Source organism: Pseudomonas poae (genome assembly GCA_028869255.1).
Classification (GTDB): domain Bacteria; phylum Pseudomonadota; class Gammaproteobacteria; order Pseudomonadales; family Pseudomonadaceae; genus Aquipseudomonas; species Aquipseudomonas poae_C.
The window spans coordinates 3,261,145-3,278,641 of record CP110972.1 but is presented as its reverse complement, the minus strand read 5'-3'; the positions used below and the strand labels follow the sequence as shown (position 1 = coordinate 3,278,641).

17 protein-coding genes and 1 pseudogene are annotated in these 17,497 nt (G+C 61.0%); 6 read left to right on the top strand and 12 right to left on the bottom strand.

Features of this window, described 5'->3' with window-relative positions:
• Window positions 1-13: 13 nt before the first annotated feature.
• The 4 genes and pseudogenes from LRS56_14685 to LRS56_14670 all read right to left on the bottom strand — a co-directional run bounded on the left by LRS56_14685 (window position 14) and on the right by LRS56_14670 (window position 3,573).
• Window positions 14-1,065 (bottom strand): annotated as a pseudogene (locus LRS56_14685) (aminomethyltransferase family protein).
• Window positions 1,066-1,173: 108 nt separating this feature from the next.
• Window positions 1,174-2,190: a DUF3445 domain-containing protein gene (locus LRS56_14680; protein ID WDU65575.1), complete on the bottom strand. Its 1,017-nt coding sequence runs from the start codon at window positions 2,188-2,190 to the stop codon at window positions 1,174-1,176.
• A 10-nt stretch (window positions 2,191-2,200) separates the two neighbouring features.
• Window positions 2,201-3,130, bottom strand: a complete 930-nt coding sequence (locus tag LRS56_14675; GenBank protein WDU65574.1) for a PDR/VanB family oxidoreductase — start codon at window positions 3,128-3,130, stop codon at window positions 2,201-2,203.
• Entirely contained in the window at window positions 3,127-3,573 is a 447-nt protein-coding gene (locus LRS56_14670; GenBank protein ID WDU65573.1) for a dimethylamine monooxygenase subunit DmmA family protein, read from the bottom strand. The genes LRS56_14675 and LRS56_14670 overlap by 4 nt, the downstream gene beginning before the upstream one ends.
• 419 nt (window positions 3,574-3,992) lie before the next feature.
• On the opposite strand from LRS56_14670, the gene LRS56_14665 reads away from it, so the two are divergent.
• The 5 genes from LRS56_14665 (at window position 3,993) to LRS56_14645 (ending at window position 9,779) form a co-directional block, all read left to right on the top strand.
• A complete protein-coding gene (locus tag LRS56_14665; protein WDU65572.1) occupies window positions 3,993-4,868 on the top strand; it encodes an ATP-binding protein in 876 nt (291 codons plus the stop codon).
• Window positions 4,837-5,493, top strand: coding sequence for a response regulator (locus tag LRS56_14660; protein WDU65571.1), 657 nt, complete (start codon window positions 4,837-4,839; stop codon window positions 5,491-5,493). The genes LRS56_14665 and LRS56_14660 overlap by 32 nt, the downstream gene beginning before the upstream one ends.
• A complete protein-coding gene (locus tag LRS56_14655; protein ID WDU65570.1) occupies window positions 5,494-6,234 on the top strand; it encodes a PAS domain-containing protein in 741 nt (246 codons plus the stop codon). It abuts the gene before it with no gap.
• A 67-nt stretch (window positions 6,235-6,301) separates the two neighbouring features.
• A complete protein-coding gene (locus LRS56_14650) occupies window positions 6,302-8,662 on the top strand; it encodes an AAA family ATPase (GenBank protein ID WDU65569.1) in 2,361 nt (786 codons plus the stop codon).
• 139 nt (window positions 8,663-8,801) lie between these two features.
• Window positions 8,802-9,779, top strand: a complete 978-nt coding sequence (locus LRS56_14645) for an endonuclease (protein WDU65568.1) — start codon at window positions 8,802-8,804, stop codon at window positions 9,777-9,779.
• A gap of 25 nt (window positions 9,780-9,804) precedes the next feature.
• On the opposite strand, the gene LRS56_14640 is transcribed toward LRS56_14645, so the two are convergent.
• From LRS56_14640 to ribBA, 5 genes are all read right to left on the bottom strand, one after another.
• Window positions 9,805-10,959: an ABC transporter ATP-binding protein gene (locus LRS56_14640; GenBank protein ID WDU65567.1), complete on the bottom strand. Its 1,155-nt coding sequence runs from the start codon at window positions 10,957-10,959 to the stop codon at window positions 9,805-9,807.
• Window positions 10,960-10,976: 17 nt separating this feature from the next.
• Entirely contained in the window at window positions 10,977-11,786 is an 810-nt protein-coding gene (locus LRS56_14635) for an ABC transporter permease (protein ID WDU65566.1), read from the bottom strand.
• A 6-nt stretch (window positions 11,787-11,792) separates the two neighbouring features.
• Window positions 11,793-12,710 carry an ABC transporter permease gene (locus tag LRS56_14630; GenBank protein ID WDU65565.1) on the bottom strand — a complete coding sequence of 306 codons (918 nt, stop codon included), beginning with the start codon at window positions 12,708-12,710 and terminating at the stop codon, window positions 11,793-11,795.
• Window positions 12,707-13,732 (bottom strand): ABC transporter substrate-binding protein, encoded by a 1,026-nt coding sequence (locus tag LRS56_14625; GenBank protein ID WDU65564.1) that lies wholly within the window; start codon window positions 13,730-13,732, stop codon window positions 12,707-12,709. The genes LRS56_14630 and LRS56_14625 overlap by 4 nt, the downstream gene beginning before the upstream one ends.
• Window positions 13,733-13,958: 226 nt before the next feature.
• A complete protein-coding gene (gene ribBA, locus LRS56_14620; protein WDU65563.1) occupies window positions 13,959-15,068 on the bottom strand; it encodes a bifunctional 3,4-dihydroxy-2-butanone-4-phosphate synthase/GTP cyclohydrolase II in 1,110 nt (369 codons plus the stop codon).
• A 69-nt stretch (window positions 15,069-15,137) separates the two neighbouring features.
• Here ribBA and LRS56_14615 point away from each other — a divergent pair, with 69 nt between their 5' ends.
• Window positions 15,138-15,431 carry a DUF1330 domain-containing protein gene (locus LRS56_14615; protein WDU65562.1) on the top strand — a complete coding sequence of 98 codons (294 nt, stop codon included), beginning with the start codon at window positions 15,138-15,140 and terminating at the stop codon, window positions 15,429-15,431.
• 137 nt (window positions 15,432-15,568) lie between these two features.
• Here the strand turns inward: LRS56_14615 and LRS56_14610 are convergent, their stop codons facing one another.
• From LRS56_14610 to LRS56_14600, 3 genes are all read right to left on the bottom strand, one after another.
• Window positions 15,569-16,132 (bottom strand): NUDIX hydrolase, encoded by a 564-nt coding sequence (locus tag LRS56_14610; GenBank protein ID WDU65561.1) that lies wholly within the window; start codon window positions 16,130-16,132, stop codon window positions 15,569-15,571.
• 2 nt (window positions 16,133-16,134) lie between these two features.
• Complete coding sequence (locus tag LRS56_14605; protein ID WDU65560.1) at window positions 16,135-16,887, bottom strand: GntR family transcriptional regulator; 753 nt, start codon at window positions 16,885-16,887, stop codon at window positions 16,135-16,137.
• A gap of 121 nt (window positions 16,888-17,008) precedes the next feature.
• Window positions 17,009-17,494 carry a flavin reductase family protein gene (locus LRS56_14600; protein WDU65559.1) on the bottom strand — a complete coding sequence of 162 codons (486 nt, stop codon included), beginning with the start codon at window positions 17,492-17,494 and terminating at the stop codon, window positions 17,009-17,011.
• Window positions 17,495-17,497: the final 3 nt, after the last annotated feature.

Sequence of the window (17,497 nt, the reverse complement as noted above, 5' to 3'; positions counted from 1 at the left end):
GTGAAGGGTCGGCTCAGCCCTTGGCCGTGCGCTTGGTTTTTTCCGGGTCGTCAAACGGCAAGGCGTGGGTCACGGCGCCCGTTTCAAGGCTGCCGCGCACCTGCAACGCAACGCCTGGCACAGAGCAAGCGACGCTCATCCGCGCAATGGCCATCGAGCGTTTACTCAGGCGCGAATACATGCCGCAGGTGATCACCCCGACTTGCTGGTTGCCCTGCCATAAGGTGTCGCCGGCCTCGGCCGGGCGCACCCCTTCGAGCAATACTCCGGTGATCTTGAAACGCTCCTGGCCGCGCAGGCGCAGGTGTTCTTCGGCGCCACGGAACGCCTGTTTGCCGGGGGAGACGGTAAAATCCAGGCCCATTTCCCACAGGGTGTCGCCGGCTTTCTGATCGGCGAAGGGGTACATTTGCGAGTTGTCGTAGGGGAAAAACATCAGCGAGCTTTCCACTCGCAGCCAGTCCAGCGCGGTAAAGGCACAGGGGATAATCCCCAGGCTGGCGCCCTGTTCGAGGATGCTGTCCCACAGGAAGGGGGCGTCGGCCGCCTTGCAGAAAATCTCGTAGCCGCGCTCGCCGGTGTAGCCGGTGCGGGAGATCATCACCGGTCGGTCGAACAGGCGCGTTTGCAGGTGATGAAAGTACGGCAGCTGGCGGATGCCGGGCACATGCTCGGCCAGGAAATCCACCGCCAGCGGGCCTTGCAGCGACAGGTCGTGCAGGTCGTCATCGAACAGCACCGCCACTTGCCGGCCCTGGGCCGAGCGCACGAGCATTTCATGCCCGGTGCCGGCGCCATGCACCACCATGAAGGCATTCGGGCCGGTGCGATAAACGATGCAGTCATCGACGAATTTGCCGTCCTCGTCGAGCATCGAGGCATACACCGACTTGCCGGGGTAGAGCTTGGCGATGTCGCGGGTGGTGGCCCACTGCAACAGGCTCTCGGCGTGAGGCCCCACGTAGTGGACTTTTTCAGCCCGGATACGTCCATCAGGCCGGCGCGGGTGCGGATCGCTTCGTGGTGGTCGGCCAGCGCGCTGCTGTAGGTCCAGGCGGTGCCCATGCCGTTCCAGTCTTCAAGGTGGGAGCCGAGGGCGCGGTGCCGTTCGGCCAGTGCAGAAATACGCCATGAGTGGGTCATGTGAGGTTCCTTGTCGTAGAAGAAAGGGCGTCAGGCTTGTGGGTCGAATTGGCTCAGCCACTCGACCAGCGTGTGGCGGTAGCGGGTCATGCCCTTGTAGTCGGCGATGGGCTCGGGCAGGTCGCGCAGCACGCGGTGCAAGCGGCAGCCCCAGCCAGGTTGGGTGACCAGTTCGTCGAGGCTGATCAGGTAGGTGCGTATGCTGAACATCACCGCGTTGCTGCGCGGCAGGCGCGCCATCACTTGCAGCTCGACCCGCAGGTGTACTTGCTGGCCGACGTTCTGCGCGGTGATCCGGCCGCGATCCGCACCCCACTCATGGAAGGTTTCCGGGGAAGAATCCAGGCGCGGGTTGATGGTCAGGGTCCAGTTCAGGCGCCGCACCGGCTGGCCGACCTGCAGGTTGAGCAGGTACTTCAGCGCCCGTTCGAATACGCCCATCTGGTGGGCCATGGGCACGGGTGCATGCCACTGCTTGAAACTCATGCCGGCGTCGAACGCCAGCGACCAGTCGGCCGGGCTGGTGACCAGGCCGGCGTCCATGTACAGGTCGCCATCGCGCTGGTCGAGCAAGGCGAAATCGCCTTGCACCTGGCGGCCGATGTACTCCAGCGGCGCACAGGGCAGGCTGGCGGCGTCGCCGAAGACAAACTGCTGGTCGATGTCGAGCAGGTGGTTGCGCCACTGCCAGCGGTCGCCGTCACGCGTCAGGCTGAACCCTTGCGGGTAATCGGCGGCCAAGTGTTCCATGATCATTTGCAATGCATCCCAGGCGGCCACTTGCATGTGCGGCATCACCAGGTAGCGACGCGGGTCCTTGTCCAGCACCAGGGCGCGTTCGGCCATTTCCGAGCGGTAGTGCTCGTCGATGTCGAAGGCGTGCTCATAGATCGAGCCCGGGTCGCGGGAGGTGGCCGGTTCGATATTCACCGAGTACAGGTAGCTGTCTTCGATAAAGGGGAAGGGGAACCGGCGGATTGCCGCCGGGCTGTTGCGAAAACTGAAGTCGTCGCGATAGCTCAGCACGGGGCTCGATTGCAGGGGCATGGTCTGACTCCTATAAGTCCAGCGAAACGCAGGGGCCGCAGCCGCGTGAGACACAGGGCATGAGAAATTCGGCCTGCTCGGCCGGGCTGAGGAAGCTGTCGCGGTGTTCGATGGCGCCGCCTTGATGGCGAGTGATGCACTGGCCGCAGACCCCGCCACGGCACAGGTTGGGGACGTGCAGGCCGGCGTGCTCCAGGGCTTCAAGCAGGCTTTGTTCGGCCTCGACGCGCAGCCGCCGCCCGCTGCGCAGCAGCTCCAGCTCGAACGGTTGGCCCGGTTGTGCGCCCTTGAAGGCTTCCGAGTGCACGCGTTTGGGCGGCCAGCCGAGGCGTGTGGCGTGCTGCTCAACCGCATCGAGCAAGGGCTGTGGGCCACAGCTGTAGACGTGGCTGCCCAGCGGCCGGTTGCCGAGGATTCGGCTCAAATCGGGGCGCTGGTCGTAGGTGTGCAGACGCGGGCCGAGGCGTTGTTGCAGTTCATCAAGGTAGGCGTCGCTGAGGCCCGGGCGAAACAGGTAGTGCAGTTCGAAATCGGCGCGCTGTTGTTCCATCGCCGCGATATAGGCCATGAACGGCGTGATGCCGATACCGGCGGCGATCAGGATATGCAGGCGTGCGGTGCCATGGGGCGCGAACAGATTGGCCGGCGGCGAGATCTGCAACGTGTCGCCGACCTGCACCTGGCGATGCAGATACTGCGAGCCGCCACGCGAGGCCTCCTGCAGGCGCACGGCGATGCGGTAGTGCTGGCTGTGCGCCGGGTCGCTGGTGAGTGAATAGGCGTTGCGCACCTTGCCCTCCGCCAGCGGCAGATGCACCTGCACATGGCTGCCGGGCGAGAAGCCGGGCAGGGCGCCGTCGCAGGCGGTGAGGGTAAATTCGCGCACCACCGGCGTGAGCATGCGGGCCGCGCTGACCTGCACGCTGAGGGCCGCGCTCATGGCTGGAACCCCGCGTAGGGCTGGTCGGGGTTGAGGCAGACCCCGAGGTAAGCCCCCAGGCGCCGGGAAAAATGCGTGCGCACCTCCAGCCCCACATGGCAGCCGATGCAGTTCAACCGCGCCTGCGGCCCGGCCGCCTGGGTCAGGCCGCAGTGTGCGCAATACACCTGGCGCAGACCGGGGGTTGCGCAGGTCAGGCTGATTTCGTGGTCTTCCAGGCCTGCGGCACGTGCCTCGGCGTGAATGCGCCAGATAAAGGCTTCATCGCCCTGCAGGTAGAGCCGGCAGCCCACAGTGGCGCTGGCCAATGCCTCGTGCAGGCGTCGGGCGAAGTCGGGTTGTTCGCCGTTCAACAGCAAGGGCTTCTCCAGTTCTTCGACAACCTGCGCACGGGTGTTGGCCGATTGCACTACCACGATGGGGCGGCTGAGGGTGTGCGTCATGCGGGCTCCTCCGGGGTGGGTTTTGTTTCCTGTTGGGAGAGATACTTTCCTATGGGGAAAATCTTCTCAATCTGGAAAAAGGGCTATGCCTTTGGAGATAAGCCTTGCGTTACGGCCGTTCGGGGCATGGAAGTTGCTGGTCTTTGCCTGACGCTCAGCAACGGCACGGGGAGTTAGCGAAGAGTGCAAACACGACCGAAAGGCTGGCCGCTCTGGTTGGGGCCTGTGCGCCCCGAACAGGCGCGCAGCGTGCGCAAGCTGTTGGCCAGGTTGCCCCTGCACGCTGACGGTGCCTTGTCGGGTTTCCTGGACCGTTTCGACGCACTGCTGCCGCCTGCCAGGCTCAACCTGATCCTCGGCGGCGAAGATTTGAGCCCGACCCGGCGCGGCTTGATCGAGGGCTGCCAAGCCGTGGCGACATGCCCCTGGCGCGACCCGAACGTGGCGGACACGCCGCAGGCGTGCGCCCTTGCCGGCAACGCGGGCTACACCGGGTGGTGTGCGCGTTGCCCGAGGGCGAAAAGGGCGTGTTGCTGCTCGATACCCCCAGACGCGCCGGTGCCAGTTGGCGCGGTTTGCTGGAGGAGGCTGCGCAGGCAGTCGGCGTCAGCGTGCGCCTGCGCAGCCACCAGCGCGAACAGCAGCGCAAACAGGCAACCTCGCGCCACGGTGCGCTGGCCCGTGAGCTGCACGATTCGGTGGCGCAGCAGTTGGGTTACCTGTCGTTCCAGGCCCATGGCTTGCAATCGCAGCTGGGCGAGCCGGTATTGCAGGACCTGTGCGCCGGCCTGAGCCAGTTGCAACGCCAGGTGCGCGAGCTGATCACCAGCGCCCGCCTGACCATGGACGGGCGCTCGTTGCGCCAAGCCCTGGCCGACTCGGTCGCGGAATTCTCGCGGCGGTGCATCATCGTGTTCGAACTGGACAACCGCCTGGCCGACGACGCCCTGAGCCCGGAAACCGAATTGCAGATCCTGCAGATCATTCGCGAAGCGCTGGCCAACGCGGTGCGCCATTCCCACGCACGGCATGTGCGCATCGAACTGCGTCAGGCCCAGGACGGCGAGGCTTCGGTGTCGGTGGAAGACGACGGCATCGGCCTGAGCCCGGCCTGCGACGAACACAACCATTTCGGCCTGGCGATTATCCGCGAGCGCGCCGCCAGCATCGGCGCTCGGCTGAGCATTGAAGCCATCCGCCCGCACGGCGTGCGCGTGCACCTTGGCCTGCGCCGCCACCACGATCTGCCACAGGGGAGCCTCGATGGACTGCACGACCTTATTACTGATCGATGATCACCCGTTGTTTCGCAAGGGCCTGGCGCAGTTGTTCGACGCCAGTGGCGACTTCGAAGTGGTGGGCCAGGCGGCCAGCGGCCGAGAAGGCATCAACCTGGCCGTGAGCCTGACGCCGCAACAGGTGCTGCTGGACCTGCACATGCCCGGCCTCAGCGGGTTGCAGGTGCTGGATGAGTTGCGCCAATTGCGCCTGGATTGCCAGGTGGTGGTGCTCACCGCCTCGATGGACCGCGCCGAGTTGCTCACCGCCTTGCGCCTGGGCGCCAGCGGTTATGTGCTCAAGGAAACCGAGCCGGATGCCTTGCTGGCGTATATGCGCAACTGCCACAAGGGCGCGATTGTGCTGGATTCGACCCTGATTGCGCTGTTGGCCGACCAGACCGAGCCCGCACACCAGAGCGAGGCTCCGGGCAACGACAACCTCACCGAGCGCGAAGGCCAGACCCTGGCGTTGATCGCCGCCGGCATGAGTAACAAGCAGATCGGCAGGGAACTGGGCATCAGTGACGGCACGGTGAAAATCTACGTGCGCAGTTTGTTGCAGAAGCTCGGCCTGCATTCGCGGCTGGAGCTGGCGGCCTGGGTCCACAGCGGCGCCTTGAAGCACGAGGAGCGCCATTAGATGAGGGAAAGCCCCGAAGCCTGTGTGCTGCCGTCGATCGAGCTGATGGATTGTTTCCCCGCCGCCTTGCTGCACCTGCGCGACAACGGCCAGATCGCCCACTTCAACCTGGCGTGGGCCGAATTGATGGGCCAGCCGGGTACCGAGCGCAACCTGATGGACTACGTGCACCAGGAAGATCGCCCATTATGGCGCCAGGCCCTGAATGAACTGCGCCGCCGCCCCGACAGCTCGTTCAGCCAGCGCCTGCGGTTTGTGCACCCGTGCGGTGAGCTGCGCTGGTTCGAGATCAGCCTCAAGCGCGGCCCCCAGGGGTTCTACCTGGTGGCCGGCGATGTGACCGCGCACAAGCGCCGCGAAATCGCCTGGCAGGCCAGCCAGCGCAGCAGCATGAGTTTGCTCGACAGCATGCCGGGGCTGATCTATCGCGGGCGCAACAACCGCGACTGGACCATGGAATTCGTCAGCGCCGGCTGCCTGCAACTCACCGGCTACCCCGCCGAGCGCCTGGTGGACAACCATGAGTTCACCTACAACAGCCTGATCCTGGCCCAGGATGCCGACTACGTGTGGCGCGAGGTGCAATACGCGCTGTCGCGGCATGAGCCGTTCGAACTCAACTACCAGATTCGTTGCGCCGACCAGTCGATCAAGCACGTATGGGAGAAGGGCGTGGGGATTTATGCCGATACCCGTGAGGTGCTGGGGATCGAGGGGGCGATTTTCGAGCGCAAAGTGTAGGAATGCTTTCAGTTGATGGCGCAATGCTATTAATCTAGTCCTTTTGAGTGTCTTAGGGACGAGATCGATGCAGTATTTTGAGCGCAGTTCGGTGAACCCTCCGGTTTTTCTGAGCAGTAAGGAGGTCGTTGAGGCAAGAAGCGTGATCAGGGACTTTCTGCTTCTGGCGCCGAATGAGCGGTCGCAAACTGCCACGCCGGTGTCTGAGATTGATCTGGACGACGGCGATATGTTGCCAACGCTGAGTCGGCTGTTTCGCGGGAAGTGCGCTTTTTGCGAACGCTTTCGAAACGACTTGCGGCACCACAGGTTTCGTCCTGTGGCAAACGCATTACCCACTAAAAAAGCCAAAGACCACCACCTCTATTATTCCTGGCTGTCCTTGGCCTGGGAGAATATTTACCCGGTTTGTCGGGAATGCGTACCCCATCGAATTGACTTTTTTCCGGTTAATGGGCCGAGGCAGACGCTGCCGACAAAAAAACAGTTGGACAACTTTGTAAAAAGCGATAGCGGTTTGTGGGGACACTATCCTCTCAAAGAACAACGTCTGTATCTCGATCCCTGTTCTGATCAGGCACTCCATGAACACTTGCACGTTAATCACGAGGGGGTTTTACATAATTTAAGCGTAGAGGGTTCGATGACTATTCAGGCTTACAATCTGGATCGTCCCAAACTGACAAAGCAACGCTCTGAGTGTTTGAGCCGCTACCTTGATCTGTTTTTGTCACAAGAACGTGACGCCTGGATCAATCACGACCCCTCTGTCATCGCGTTGCTCGATTTTCCGGCACTGGAGTTTGGCGGGCTTTGGTACCTGCAATGCCGCCAGATTGCTATGACGCTGTCGACAAGAACGCTGACACGGTCGGATCTTTCTATGAGGAAGATCCTGAAAACGTTCAGCGTCATTGCCGGCAAACCCGGTTTTCAGAGCGCACTGAAGGATTTGAGGGAGACATTATTTAAATCCAACTTTGGCTTTGATTCCCAATGGGCCGCGCTACGAGAAGAGTGGGTTGGGCCTCAGGTCGAGCTCGAAATCGAGCCTGCGGTAGAGCCGGATGCTGCGCCGATGGAGTACGGATCGTTGTACGCTTTTGAGTTGAAAAACTTCAAGAGCATCGAACACCTCAAAATTAGTATTCCAAAGCGTCGAAAATTGCTGGCGATTTCGGAAACATCGGCGCAAGTTCCTGCGTTACTGATCTTGGGTGAAAATGCTGTCGGTAAAAGTTCGGTCCTTGAAGCCCTCGCGCTAGCGTTGGCCGATAACACCACCAGAAGAAGGGTGGCGCGCAATCATAAGGGGCTAACTTTAAATACTTCGTTGTTGGGCGCTGTACAAAAAATGCCTACTCGTGAAGCCACGGTGACGTTGCGCTTGCAGCCAGATGAGGTACGGGTGCTGACGATCACTAACGATATCCTCGAGGTTAACAAGTTGTCGAAAGCGTTGCCTCCGGTTTTTGCGTATGGTCCCTTTCGCCAATACCTTAATGTAAATGCGCAGCAAGCACCTGCTGGATCAATCTTCAATCTATTCGACTCGACTCGTTTGTTGGCTAACCCTGAGGCGTGGTTACGAAGTTTAAATAAAAATGATTTTGAAGAAGTCGTGCGCGTCCTGCGGATCATCTTTTCCATGGATAAAAAGTTCAAATTCATAGAGGAGGACGAAGTACTTGATTGCCTGGTCATCGTGACAAACATTGAGGACAACTTACGCAAAGGAAAGACGCCGCTGCATCTGGCTTCCTCGGGTTATCGTTCATTATTGGCAATGGTGTGTGACATTCTACGCGGGTTGATGGACCGGAAAGTCAACCCGTATTTTCAGAACTTTCCCACGGCCCAGGCAGTTGTTTTAATCGATGAGATCGAGGTTCATCTGCACCCGCACTGGAAAATTCGCATCATGAGTGCGCTGCGCGAAGCGCTGCCAAAGGTCACGTTCATCGCGACGTCCCATGATCCGCTGTGTCTGCGAGGTATGCACAAAGGCGAGGTGGCGGTGTTGCGCCGCAGAGCCAATGTAGACGATGACTTGTGTGTAAAGATCGAATGCATCAGCGATTTACCTGACGTCGGAAAACTCACAGTGGAGCAATTGTTAACCTCGGATTTTTTCAATCTGATGACTACCGATGAACCTGATATGCAGTTGCAACTCGCGCATATTGCCGACCTGCTGGCAAAACAGGAGGAAGGCGACAGCCCGACTCAGGCTGAAACAGAGGTATTGAAAAAATTCAAACGCGAAATTTTGGACGTACTCCCTGTTGGCAGTACAGAGGCTCAACGTTTAGTACAGAAGTCGGTTGCCATGTTTCTGAAGAAACGCAACATAGCATCGGGCAAGCAACTGAAAAAGCTGCGTAAACAGTATCGGGAAGAAATCGTCCATATTCTGGAGCGTTTCTGAATTATGCGATCAGTTAATCGAGATGCCGTCTATCCGCCGAGCGCTATGGAAGCTAAAGACGGCGAAGTCCTTTCGGACGCCGAGCAGGAGCTTGAAGCGCTCACCTCCTTTTTCGCTGCTAAGAAAGCAGCAGGCGTGAATGCGCCGAAAAAAAAAGCCCAAGGGCAAAAGGGGAGGCGCTGCACAGGCTGCAAAGTTACCTGCCCAGAAAGAAGCCAAGGCTCGGTTCAGCGTCTATAAGGACCCCAGTGTCGAGGAGCGGCTTCACGAACTCTTTCATGGCAAGTGCGCCTACTGCGAAAGTTTCTACTATTCAACAGCACCTGTAGACACGGAGCATTTTCGTCCCAAAGGCCGATTGCAGGAAGACAAGAATCACGGAGGTTATTGGTGGCTCGCCGCAGCGTGGGACAATCTCCTGCCGAGCTGCATCAATTGCAACCGACGCAGCGGCCAGATAACTCCCACCCTAACTGCACAACTGGTTCAGTTGGTAAAAGACGGCAGTCGATTCAGTGCGTCCTCCGAGGAGCAGAGTGGCAAGCATGATAGCTTTCCCATTTTGGGCACGCGCGCGACGGAGTCTGCACGGGACTTCTCGTCTGAATACCCGCTTCTACTCGACCCATGCCGTGATAACCCCAGCGAGCACCTACGCTTTTATATCGATCGCGACAACCTGATTGGACTGGTGTTACCTAAATCCCGCGACGATGCCGGGCTGCCTGCGGGGGACGTGAAGGGGGCCAAGGAAAAGCTTGAAGCGGAGATCAAGCAGGCTCGTAACGGCAAACTCAGCGTCAAGGGCGCAGTGTCGATTCAAACCTATGGCCTCAACCGGTTGGGCTTGGTGCAGGATCGAACACGCGTTCTACGCCACCTGATGTATCTGGAGTGGATGGTGATCGAGTTGTCTTCACTGATGGAGGAAGTCACAACAGGCAAAAATGGCACGAAGCCGAAAAGCCTGAAGATCATTAACCGATTGAAGGTTCTGCGTGATCGTTCGCTGTTGCAGATGAAAGAGATGGGTAACCCGCAAGAGCCCTACTCAGTGATGGTCCAAGAGTGGACGGCGGACTTTCTGGTACGCATCAAATCCTCCCTTGTCTCCTGAACCTGCAAAGGATGAAGCTGGGGCGTCAATGCGCCCCAGCCGCCTTGTTCAGATCGCTTTCGGCCCACTCGGTATACACACACGCATCCGCCGTGGCCCAGCGCACGCGCACCGGGTCGCCGGTTTTCAGCGGCATGCCGGCGGAGGACAGCGCCTTGACCGTCATCGAAGTGCCGCCCAGGGTTTTCACCGTGCAGGTCTGGCTTTCGCCGAGGAACAACACCTCGCCAACAATCGCCGACACTTCATTCCAGCCCGCCGCCAACGGCTGCTCGGCGGCCTGCTCCACGCTCAGCGCCAGGGCTTTTTCCGGGCGTACCATCAGCAGTACATCCTGCTCGGCCTGCAGCCCGCTGGTCAGGCGAATCGACAGCGACTGGCCTTCGAACGACGCCACCGCATTGCCTTGGGCCTTGAGTTTGAGGAAGTTGGAGTTGCCGAGGAACGAGGCGACAAATGCGTTCGGCGGGTTCTGGTACAGGTCGAAACCGCTGCCCAGGCCGACGATCTTGCCGTGGCTGAAAATCGCGATGCGCTGGGACAAGCGCATGGCTTCTTCCTGGTCGTGGGTCACGTAGACGATGGTGATGCCCAGGCGCCGGTGCAGCTGGCGCAGTTCATCTTGCAGGTCTTCACGCAGTTTCTTGTCGAGGGCGCCGAGGGGTTCGTCCATCAGCAGGATGCGTGGCTCGTACACCAACGCCCGGGCGATGGCGACCCGTTGCTGCTGGCCGCCGGACAGCTGTGAAGGGCGGCGATGGGCGAATTGTTCGAGTTGCACCAGCTTGAGCATGGCGTCGACGCGCTGCTCGCGCTCGGCGTTCGGCAGTTTGCGAATCGCCAGGGGGAAGGCGATGTTGTCGCGCACCGACAGGTGCGGGAACAGCGAATAGCGCTGGAACACCATGCCGATATCGCGTTTGTGCGGCGGCACATTGACCAGGGATTGGCCGCCCACCAGGATCTCGCCGCTGCTCGGCGTTTCAAAACCGGCGAGCATCGACAGGGTGGTGCTTTTGCCGGAACCGCTGGAGCCGAGGAAGGTGAGGAATTCGCCATCCTGGATGTCCAGCGAGATGTTGTCCACGGCGGCGAATTCGCCGTAGTACTTGTTCAGGTTGCGCAGGCTGACCAGGGGTTGGCCAGGGTGCTGGGCGGGGTCTTTGATCACTGCACTCATGTCTTAATCCTCGGCGCTCAGGCGCGGGTTTCGGTGCGCCGGCGAAGGGCGGCGGCAATCACCATGACCAGTACCGAGAGGCCGATCAGCAACGTCGAGGCGACGGCGATCACAGGCGTCAGGTCCTGGCGCAGGGTGGTCCACATTTTTACGGGAAGGGTTTGCAGGGTCGGGCTGGCCATCATCACACTGAGCACCACTTCGTCCCACGAAACGAGAAACGCGAACAGTGCTCCGGCCACCATGCCTGGGCGAATCGCCGGGAAGGTCACCTTGAACACCGCCTGCAAGCGCGACGCGCCGCAGATCACCGCGGCATCTTCAATCGACTGATCAAACAGCTTCAGCGAGTTGATGATCGAGATAATGGTGAACGGCAACGCAACAATCACATGGCTGACCACAAAGGCGAACATCGTGCCGGTGTAGCCGAGCTTGAGGAACAGCGCGTACACCGCCACGGCGATGATCACCAGCGGCACGATCATCGGCAGGGTGAACAGGCCGTAGAGCAATTCGCGACCGGGGAAACGCCCGCGCACCAGGGCAAACGCGGTGGGCAGGCCCAGGGCGACGGCGAATACGGTGGTCAGCACCGCGACCTTGAGGCTGGCCAGCGCCGCGTTCATCCAGTCGGCGTTGGAGAAGAACTGGCCGTACCATTTCAGGGTCCAGCCGGGCGGTGGGAACACCAGCCACTGCGACGAGCCGAACGACAGCAGCACGATAAACACGATCGGCAACAGCAGGAACAGGCCAATCAACCCGGTGGTGGTGTAGAGACCCAGGCGCATCCTGCGGCTCATGGCATTGGGAGTCAGCAGCATGACGGCTTACCTCGCATTGCTGGCGCCAACCGGGGATTCCGGCTGAAGCTTCAGGTAGAAGTAGAACAGCACCAGCGTGATGACGATCAGCAACGCGGCGCCGGCACTGGCCAGGCCCCAATTGAGGAACGATTGCACCTGCTGAATGATGAACTCGGGCAGCATCATGTTCTGCGCGCCGCCGAGCAGCGCCGGGGTCACGTAGTAACCGAGAGACATCACAAACACCATCAAACCACCGGAAAACAGTCCCGGCCGACACAGCGGCAGGAACACCCGGAAGAAGTTGGTCCAGGGGCTGGCGCCGCAGATGGAGCCGGCCTGCAGGATCATCGGGTCGATGGCCTGCATGGTCGCCTGCAACGGCAGCACAATGAACGGGATCATGATGTAGCTCATGCCGATCACCACACCGGTGAGGTTGTGCACCATCTCCAGCGGTACATCGATGATGCCCATGGCGATCAGCGCCTTGTTGATCACCCCGGAGGCTTGCAGCAATACCAGCCATGAATAGGTGCGGGCGAGCAGGCTGGTCCACATCGACAGCAGCACGATGTTCAGGATCCAGCGCCCCCAGCCGCGTGGCACCAGGGTGATCACCCAGGCCAACGGAAAGCCCAGCAGCAGGCTGAACAGGGTCACCAGGCCCGCCACTGAAAAGGTGTTGAGCAGTACCCGTGCGTACGCCGAGTTGGCGAACAGTTGCTCATAGTTGCCCAGGCCCGGCACCGGCTCCAGCACCCCGCGCAGCAACAGGCCGATCAGCGGTGCCAGGAAGAACAAACCCAGAAACAGCAGGGCCGGGATCAGGTTGCTCGACCCCCGCCAGCGCTGCGCCAGGGACGGCGCCGAGGCTTGGCGGGAAACCGCGCCGGCAGCGCCGAGGGCGCTCCCGGTCGGCGTGGTTGCCGTCATTTTCATTTGACTAGCCATTCATTCCACCGTGTCGCAATGGCTGGGCCGTTCTTGGCCCAGTAGGCGAAATCGAGGGTGATCTGGTCCTTGGCGTACGCCGTCGGCAGGTTGGGCGCCAGGACCGAATCCAGGCGCTGCACGCTGTCGATGTTCACTGGAGCATAGGCGGTCAGGTTGGAAAAATCCGCCTGGCCCTTGGCGCTGCTGGCACTGGCGAGGAACTTCATCGCCGCGGCTTTGTTCTTGGTGCCTTTAGGCACGACGAGGATATCGGCCATTACCAGGTTCTGCTTCCAGCTCACGCCCACTGGCGCACCATCTTCCTGCAGGGCGTGAATGCGCCCGTTCCAGAATTGGCCCATGCTGACTTCGCCGGAGGCCAGCAGCTGTTGCGACTGCGCACCGCCGCCCCACCAGACGATATCTTTCTTGATGGTGTCGAGCTTCTTGAAGGCGCGATCCAGGTCCAGCGGGTAGAGCTTGTCGGCGGCGACGCCGTCGGCCAGCAGCGCCAGTTCGAGCACGCCGGGGCTTGGCCATTTGTAGAGGGCACGTTTGCCGGGGTAGGTCTTGGTGTCGAACAGCGCGGTCCAGTCCTGCGGTTTTGACGCGCCGAGCTTGCCTTCGTTGTAGCCGAGCACGAAGGAGAAGAAGAACGAGCCCACGCCATGGTCGGAGACGAACCGTGGGTCAATCTTGTCGCGCTGGATCACCGAGAAATCGAGGGGCTCGAGCAAGCCTTCGGCGGCGGCGCGCAAGGCGAAGTCGGCCTCGACATCCACCACGTCCCACTGCACGTTGCCGCTTTCGACCATGGCTTTGAGTTTGCCGTAGTCGGTGGGGCCGTCCTGCACCACGGTGATCCCGCTGGCCTTGCTGAAAGGATCGGCCCACGCCTGCTTCTGCGCGTCCTGGGTGCTACCGCCCCAGCTCACGAAATTGACGCTTTCGGCCGCCAGGGCCGCGTGAGTGGCCGTGGCCAGTAAACCCGCGAACAGCATCGCGGTTGCACGTTTGTTCAACACCATTTTCACGCCCTCATTTGTTTTGTTATTGAGCGGGCTTGGTAATGCCCGCCTATCGGGAGCAGTAGGTCCAACGGGGCCTTTTATCGGGGCCCAAAGAGCGACCGTGCCAAGGGCTGTTATTGGTGCTATCCCTGGCGGGCGCACTTGGCGAAAGCGTTCGGTCTATGGAATATCATATTATGGTATTCCAAACTTTGTGCAAGCATTTTGCCTTACCGGTTATCCATCATTCGGTGTAGGGAATGCTCTCGACCACCTCCAGGTCATAGCCGGTCAGCCCGGCATATTTCAGGGGCGGGCCGAGGTGACGCAGCTTGCCGACGCCAAGGTCCTGCAATATCTGCGCCCCGGTGCCGACTTCCGAATAAATCCGCGATTGCGAACGGCTGAACTGGCGCGGCGTCTGGGTCAGTTGCGGCACCCGTTCCAGCAGGGCCTGGGATGATTCATGGTTGGCCAGCACCACCACCACGCCACTGCCTTCGGCGGCCACGCGTTGCAACGCGGCCCACAGTGTCCAGTTGGACGGGCCGCTGTAATCGGCGCCCACCAGGTCGCGCAGCGGGTCGATCACATGCACGCGCACCAGCGCCGGTGTGTCGCGGCGCAACTGGCCCATGACCATCGCCATATGCACGCCGCCGTCGATGCGGTCTTCAAAAGTGATCAGGCGGAACATGCCGTGCACCGTGGGTAAGTCGCGTTCGCCGATGCGCACCACCGTGCGCTCGGTGCTGAGGCGGTAGTGGATCAGGTCGGCGATGGTGCCGATCTTGATCCCGTGCTTGCGCGCAAAGATCTCCAGCTCGGGGCGGCGGGCCATGGTGCCGTCATCGTTCATCACTTCGACGATCACCGAGGCCGGCGTGTGCCCGGCCAGGCGCGCCAGGTCGCAACCGGCTTCGGTGTGGCCGGCGCGGGTCAACACGCCACCGTCCTTGGCACGCAACGGGAAGATATGCCCCGGTTGCACAATGTCGGCGGGGCCGGCGTTGAGGTCGACGGCGGCCGCCACCGTGCGTGCGCGGTCGGCGGCGGAGATGCCGGTGGTCACGCCGCTGGCCGCTTCGATAGACACAGTAAACGCGGTGCTGAACACGCTGCCATTGCTCGGCACCATCTGTTCCAGGCCGAGGCGCTGGCAGTGTTCGTCGGTGAGGGTCAGGCAGATCAAACCACGCGCTTCGCGGGCCATGAAGCTGATAGTCTCGGCGGTGCAGCACGCTGCTGGCAGCAACAGGTCGCCTTCGTTTTCCCGATCTTCGTCGTCCACCAGGAGCACCATCTTGCCTTGGCGGTAGTCTTCGATGATGTCTGCGATGCTGTTGAAGGACATGTGGAGTGCTCGTTTTGTTGGTTGTATGTATTATGGTATACCACAAAAATCAAGCAAGAGGATGTCGTGATGAAGGCTTACTGGATTGCCCATGTGGATGTGTCCGATGCAGAGCAATACACGCAGTACACCCAACGTGCGCCGGCGGCGTTTGCCAAGTTCGGCGGGCGGTTCCTGGCCAGGGGCGGGCGCAGCGTGGCGCTGGAAGGCGAGCCCGCACGGCAGCGCAATGTTGTAATCGAGTTTGATAGCTACGAGCAGGCAGTGGCCTGTTATGAGTCGGTGGAATATCAGGAGGCGAAGGGGCACCGTGAAGGCGCGGGGGTGGCGCAGATCATTATTGTGGAAGGGCTGGCACCGTAGGTTTAGCCGGCCAAACCTGGCTCAACTGTGGGAGCTGGCTTGCCTGCGATGCAGGCACCTGGGTACATCAGGCAAACCCGGTTGTTGCCATCGCAGGCAAGCCAGCTCCCACATTTGGAATCGGTTCGACCTGCAGATCAGCGGATAAAGTGGATCCTGCCGCTGTCGTCATTCCCGATATAAATGCCATACACCCCGGCCTGGCGTTCCTCGATATAGCGTTCGAGGATCTGCCGGATCGCGGGGTAGTAGATGCTGTCCCAGGGGATGTCCTCGGGTGCGAAGAATTTGTAGTCGAGGGTTTCCGGGCCAAACTGGTCGGTGATCTCCAGTGCGATGGCGCGGAAGATGATGTACACCTCGCTGATCTTCGGCACGCTGAAGATCGAGTAGGGCGAGAGGATTTCTGCACGCACGCCGCTTTCTTCCCACACCTCACGCAACGCGGCTTGTTCGGTGGTTTCGCCGCCTTCCATGAAACCGGCCGGCAGGGTCCAGGTGCCGGGGCGTGGCGGGATCGCACGCTGGCACAGCAGGTATTTGCCGTCTTGCTCGATGATGCAGCCGGCGATGATCTTGGGGTTGATGTAGTGGATATAGCCGCAGCCCCGGCACATCAGGCGCTCATGGGTATCGCCCGGTGGCAGCTGGTGACCGAGGTCACTGCCGCCGCATTTCGGGCAAAAGCTGGGGCTGAACACGGTCAGTGACCTATGCGCGGTTCTTTAAGGGCAATGGGCAGGGTGATCTCCGGCAGCTTGCCGGTCTCTTCCTGTTTGCGCTTGAGGTAATCCAGGGCCACGGCAGCCGCGGCGCGCACGTGGTCGACGCAGGCTTGGTGGGCGGCCAGCGGGTCGCCGCTCTTGATCGCCTGGACCATGCGTTCCATTTCCTGGTTGCTGGTACCGCGACGGTTTTCCTGGGACACCGAGGTGGCGCGCAGGTAGCTGATGCGCGCCTGCAACTGGCGCAGTTGGGTGGCGGCCACGTGGTTGCCGGAGCCTTCAAGCAACACGTCGTAGAAGCCTTGTACCGAATCGATGACCTGTTGCAACTCGCCGTCCTTGAGGGCCTTGCGGTTCTCCTCCAGGGCTTTTTCCAGGGCTTTGATGTCCTTGGCCTTGGCGCGCAGGGTGAACAGTTGCACGATCAACCCCTCGAGCACGCAACGCAGCTCATAGATGTCGACGGCATCGGCCAGGGTGATGATCGCCACTTGCGGGCCCTTGGCATCGGCGAACTCCACCAGGCCTTCGGATTCCAGGTGGCGCAAGGCTTCGCGCACCGAAGTGCGGCTGACGCCGAGGCGGTCGCACAGGTCGCGCTCCACCAGGCGATCACCCGGCAGCAGTTGGAAGTTCATGATGGCGCTGCGCAGTTTTTCCAGCACGATTTCGCGCAGGGTGACCGGGTTGTGATTGACCTTGAAGCTGTCGTCGAGGGGCGCGCGTTTCATGGGGTCTGCTCTGAATTTAGCGGTTAACTGGGGGCCTGGGCCGAAATCATGCCGAAGTTTATCATGCTGCGTTCTTTAAGCGACAAACCCTCACGGGCTCCCATCCTGCCCCCGGCGCGCCTCAGGCCAGGGTGGGCAGCGGGCCCAGCTTGCCCTTGTGGTAGATCATCGGCGTGACTGGCTGCGCGGGCAGGATCAGGTTCTTCACCGCGCCCACGATGATCGCATGATCACCGCCGTCGTATTCGCGCCACAGTTCGCACTCGATAATCGCCGTAGCCTTGGCCAGCAGCGGGTTACCCAGTTCGCTCAAGTGCCACTCGATGCCCTTGGCCTTGTCCTTGCCTTTGCCGGCGAACGCGTAGGCCTCGGCGGTCTGCTCGGCTGACAGCAAATGGATCGCAAAGCGCTTGCTGTCGCGCAGGATCGGGTAGGTGTCCGAGGCGTAGTTGGGGCAAAACAGCACCAGGGCCGGATCGATCGACAGCGCGCTGAACGCGCTGGCGGTGATGCCGACGATGCCACCGTCCGGGTCGAGGGTGGTGACCACCGTGACGCCGGAAGGGAAGGAGCTCATGACGTCTTTGTAAATGCCGGGTTCGATCATGGT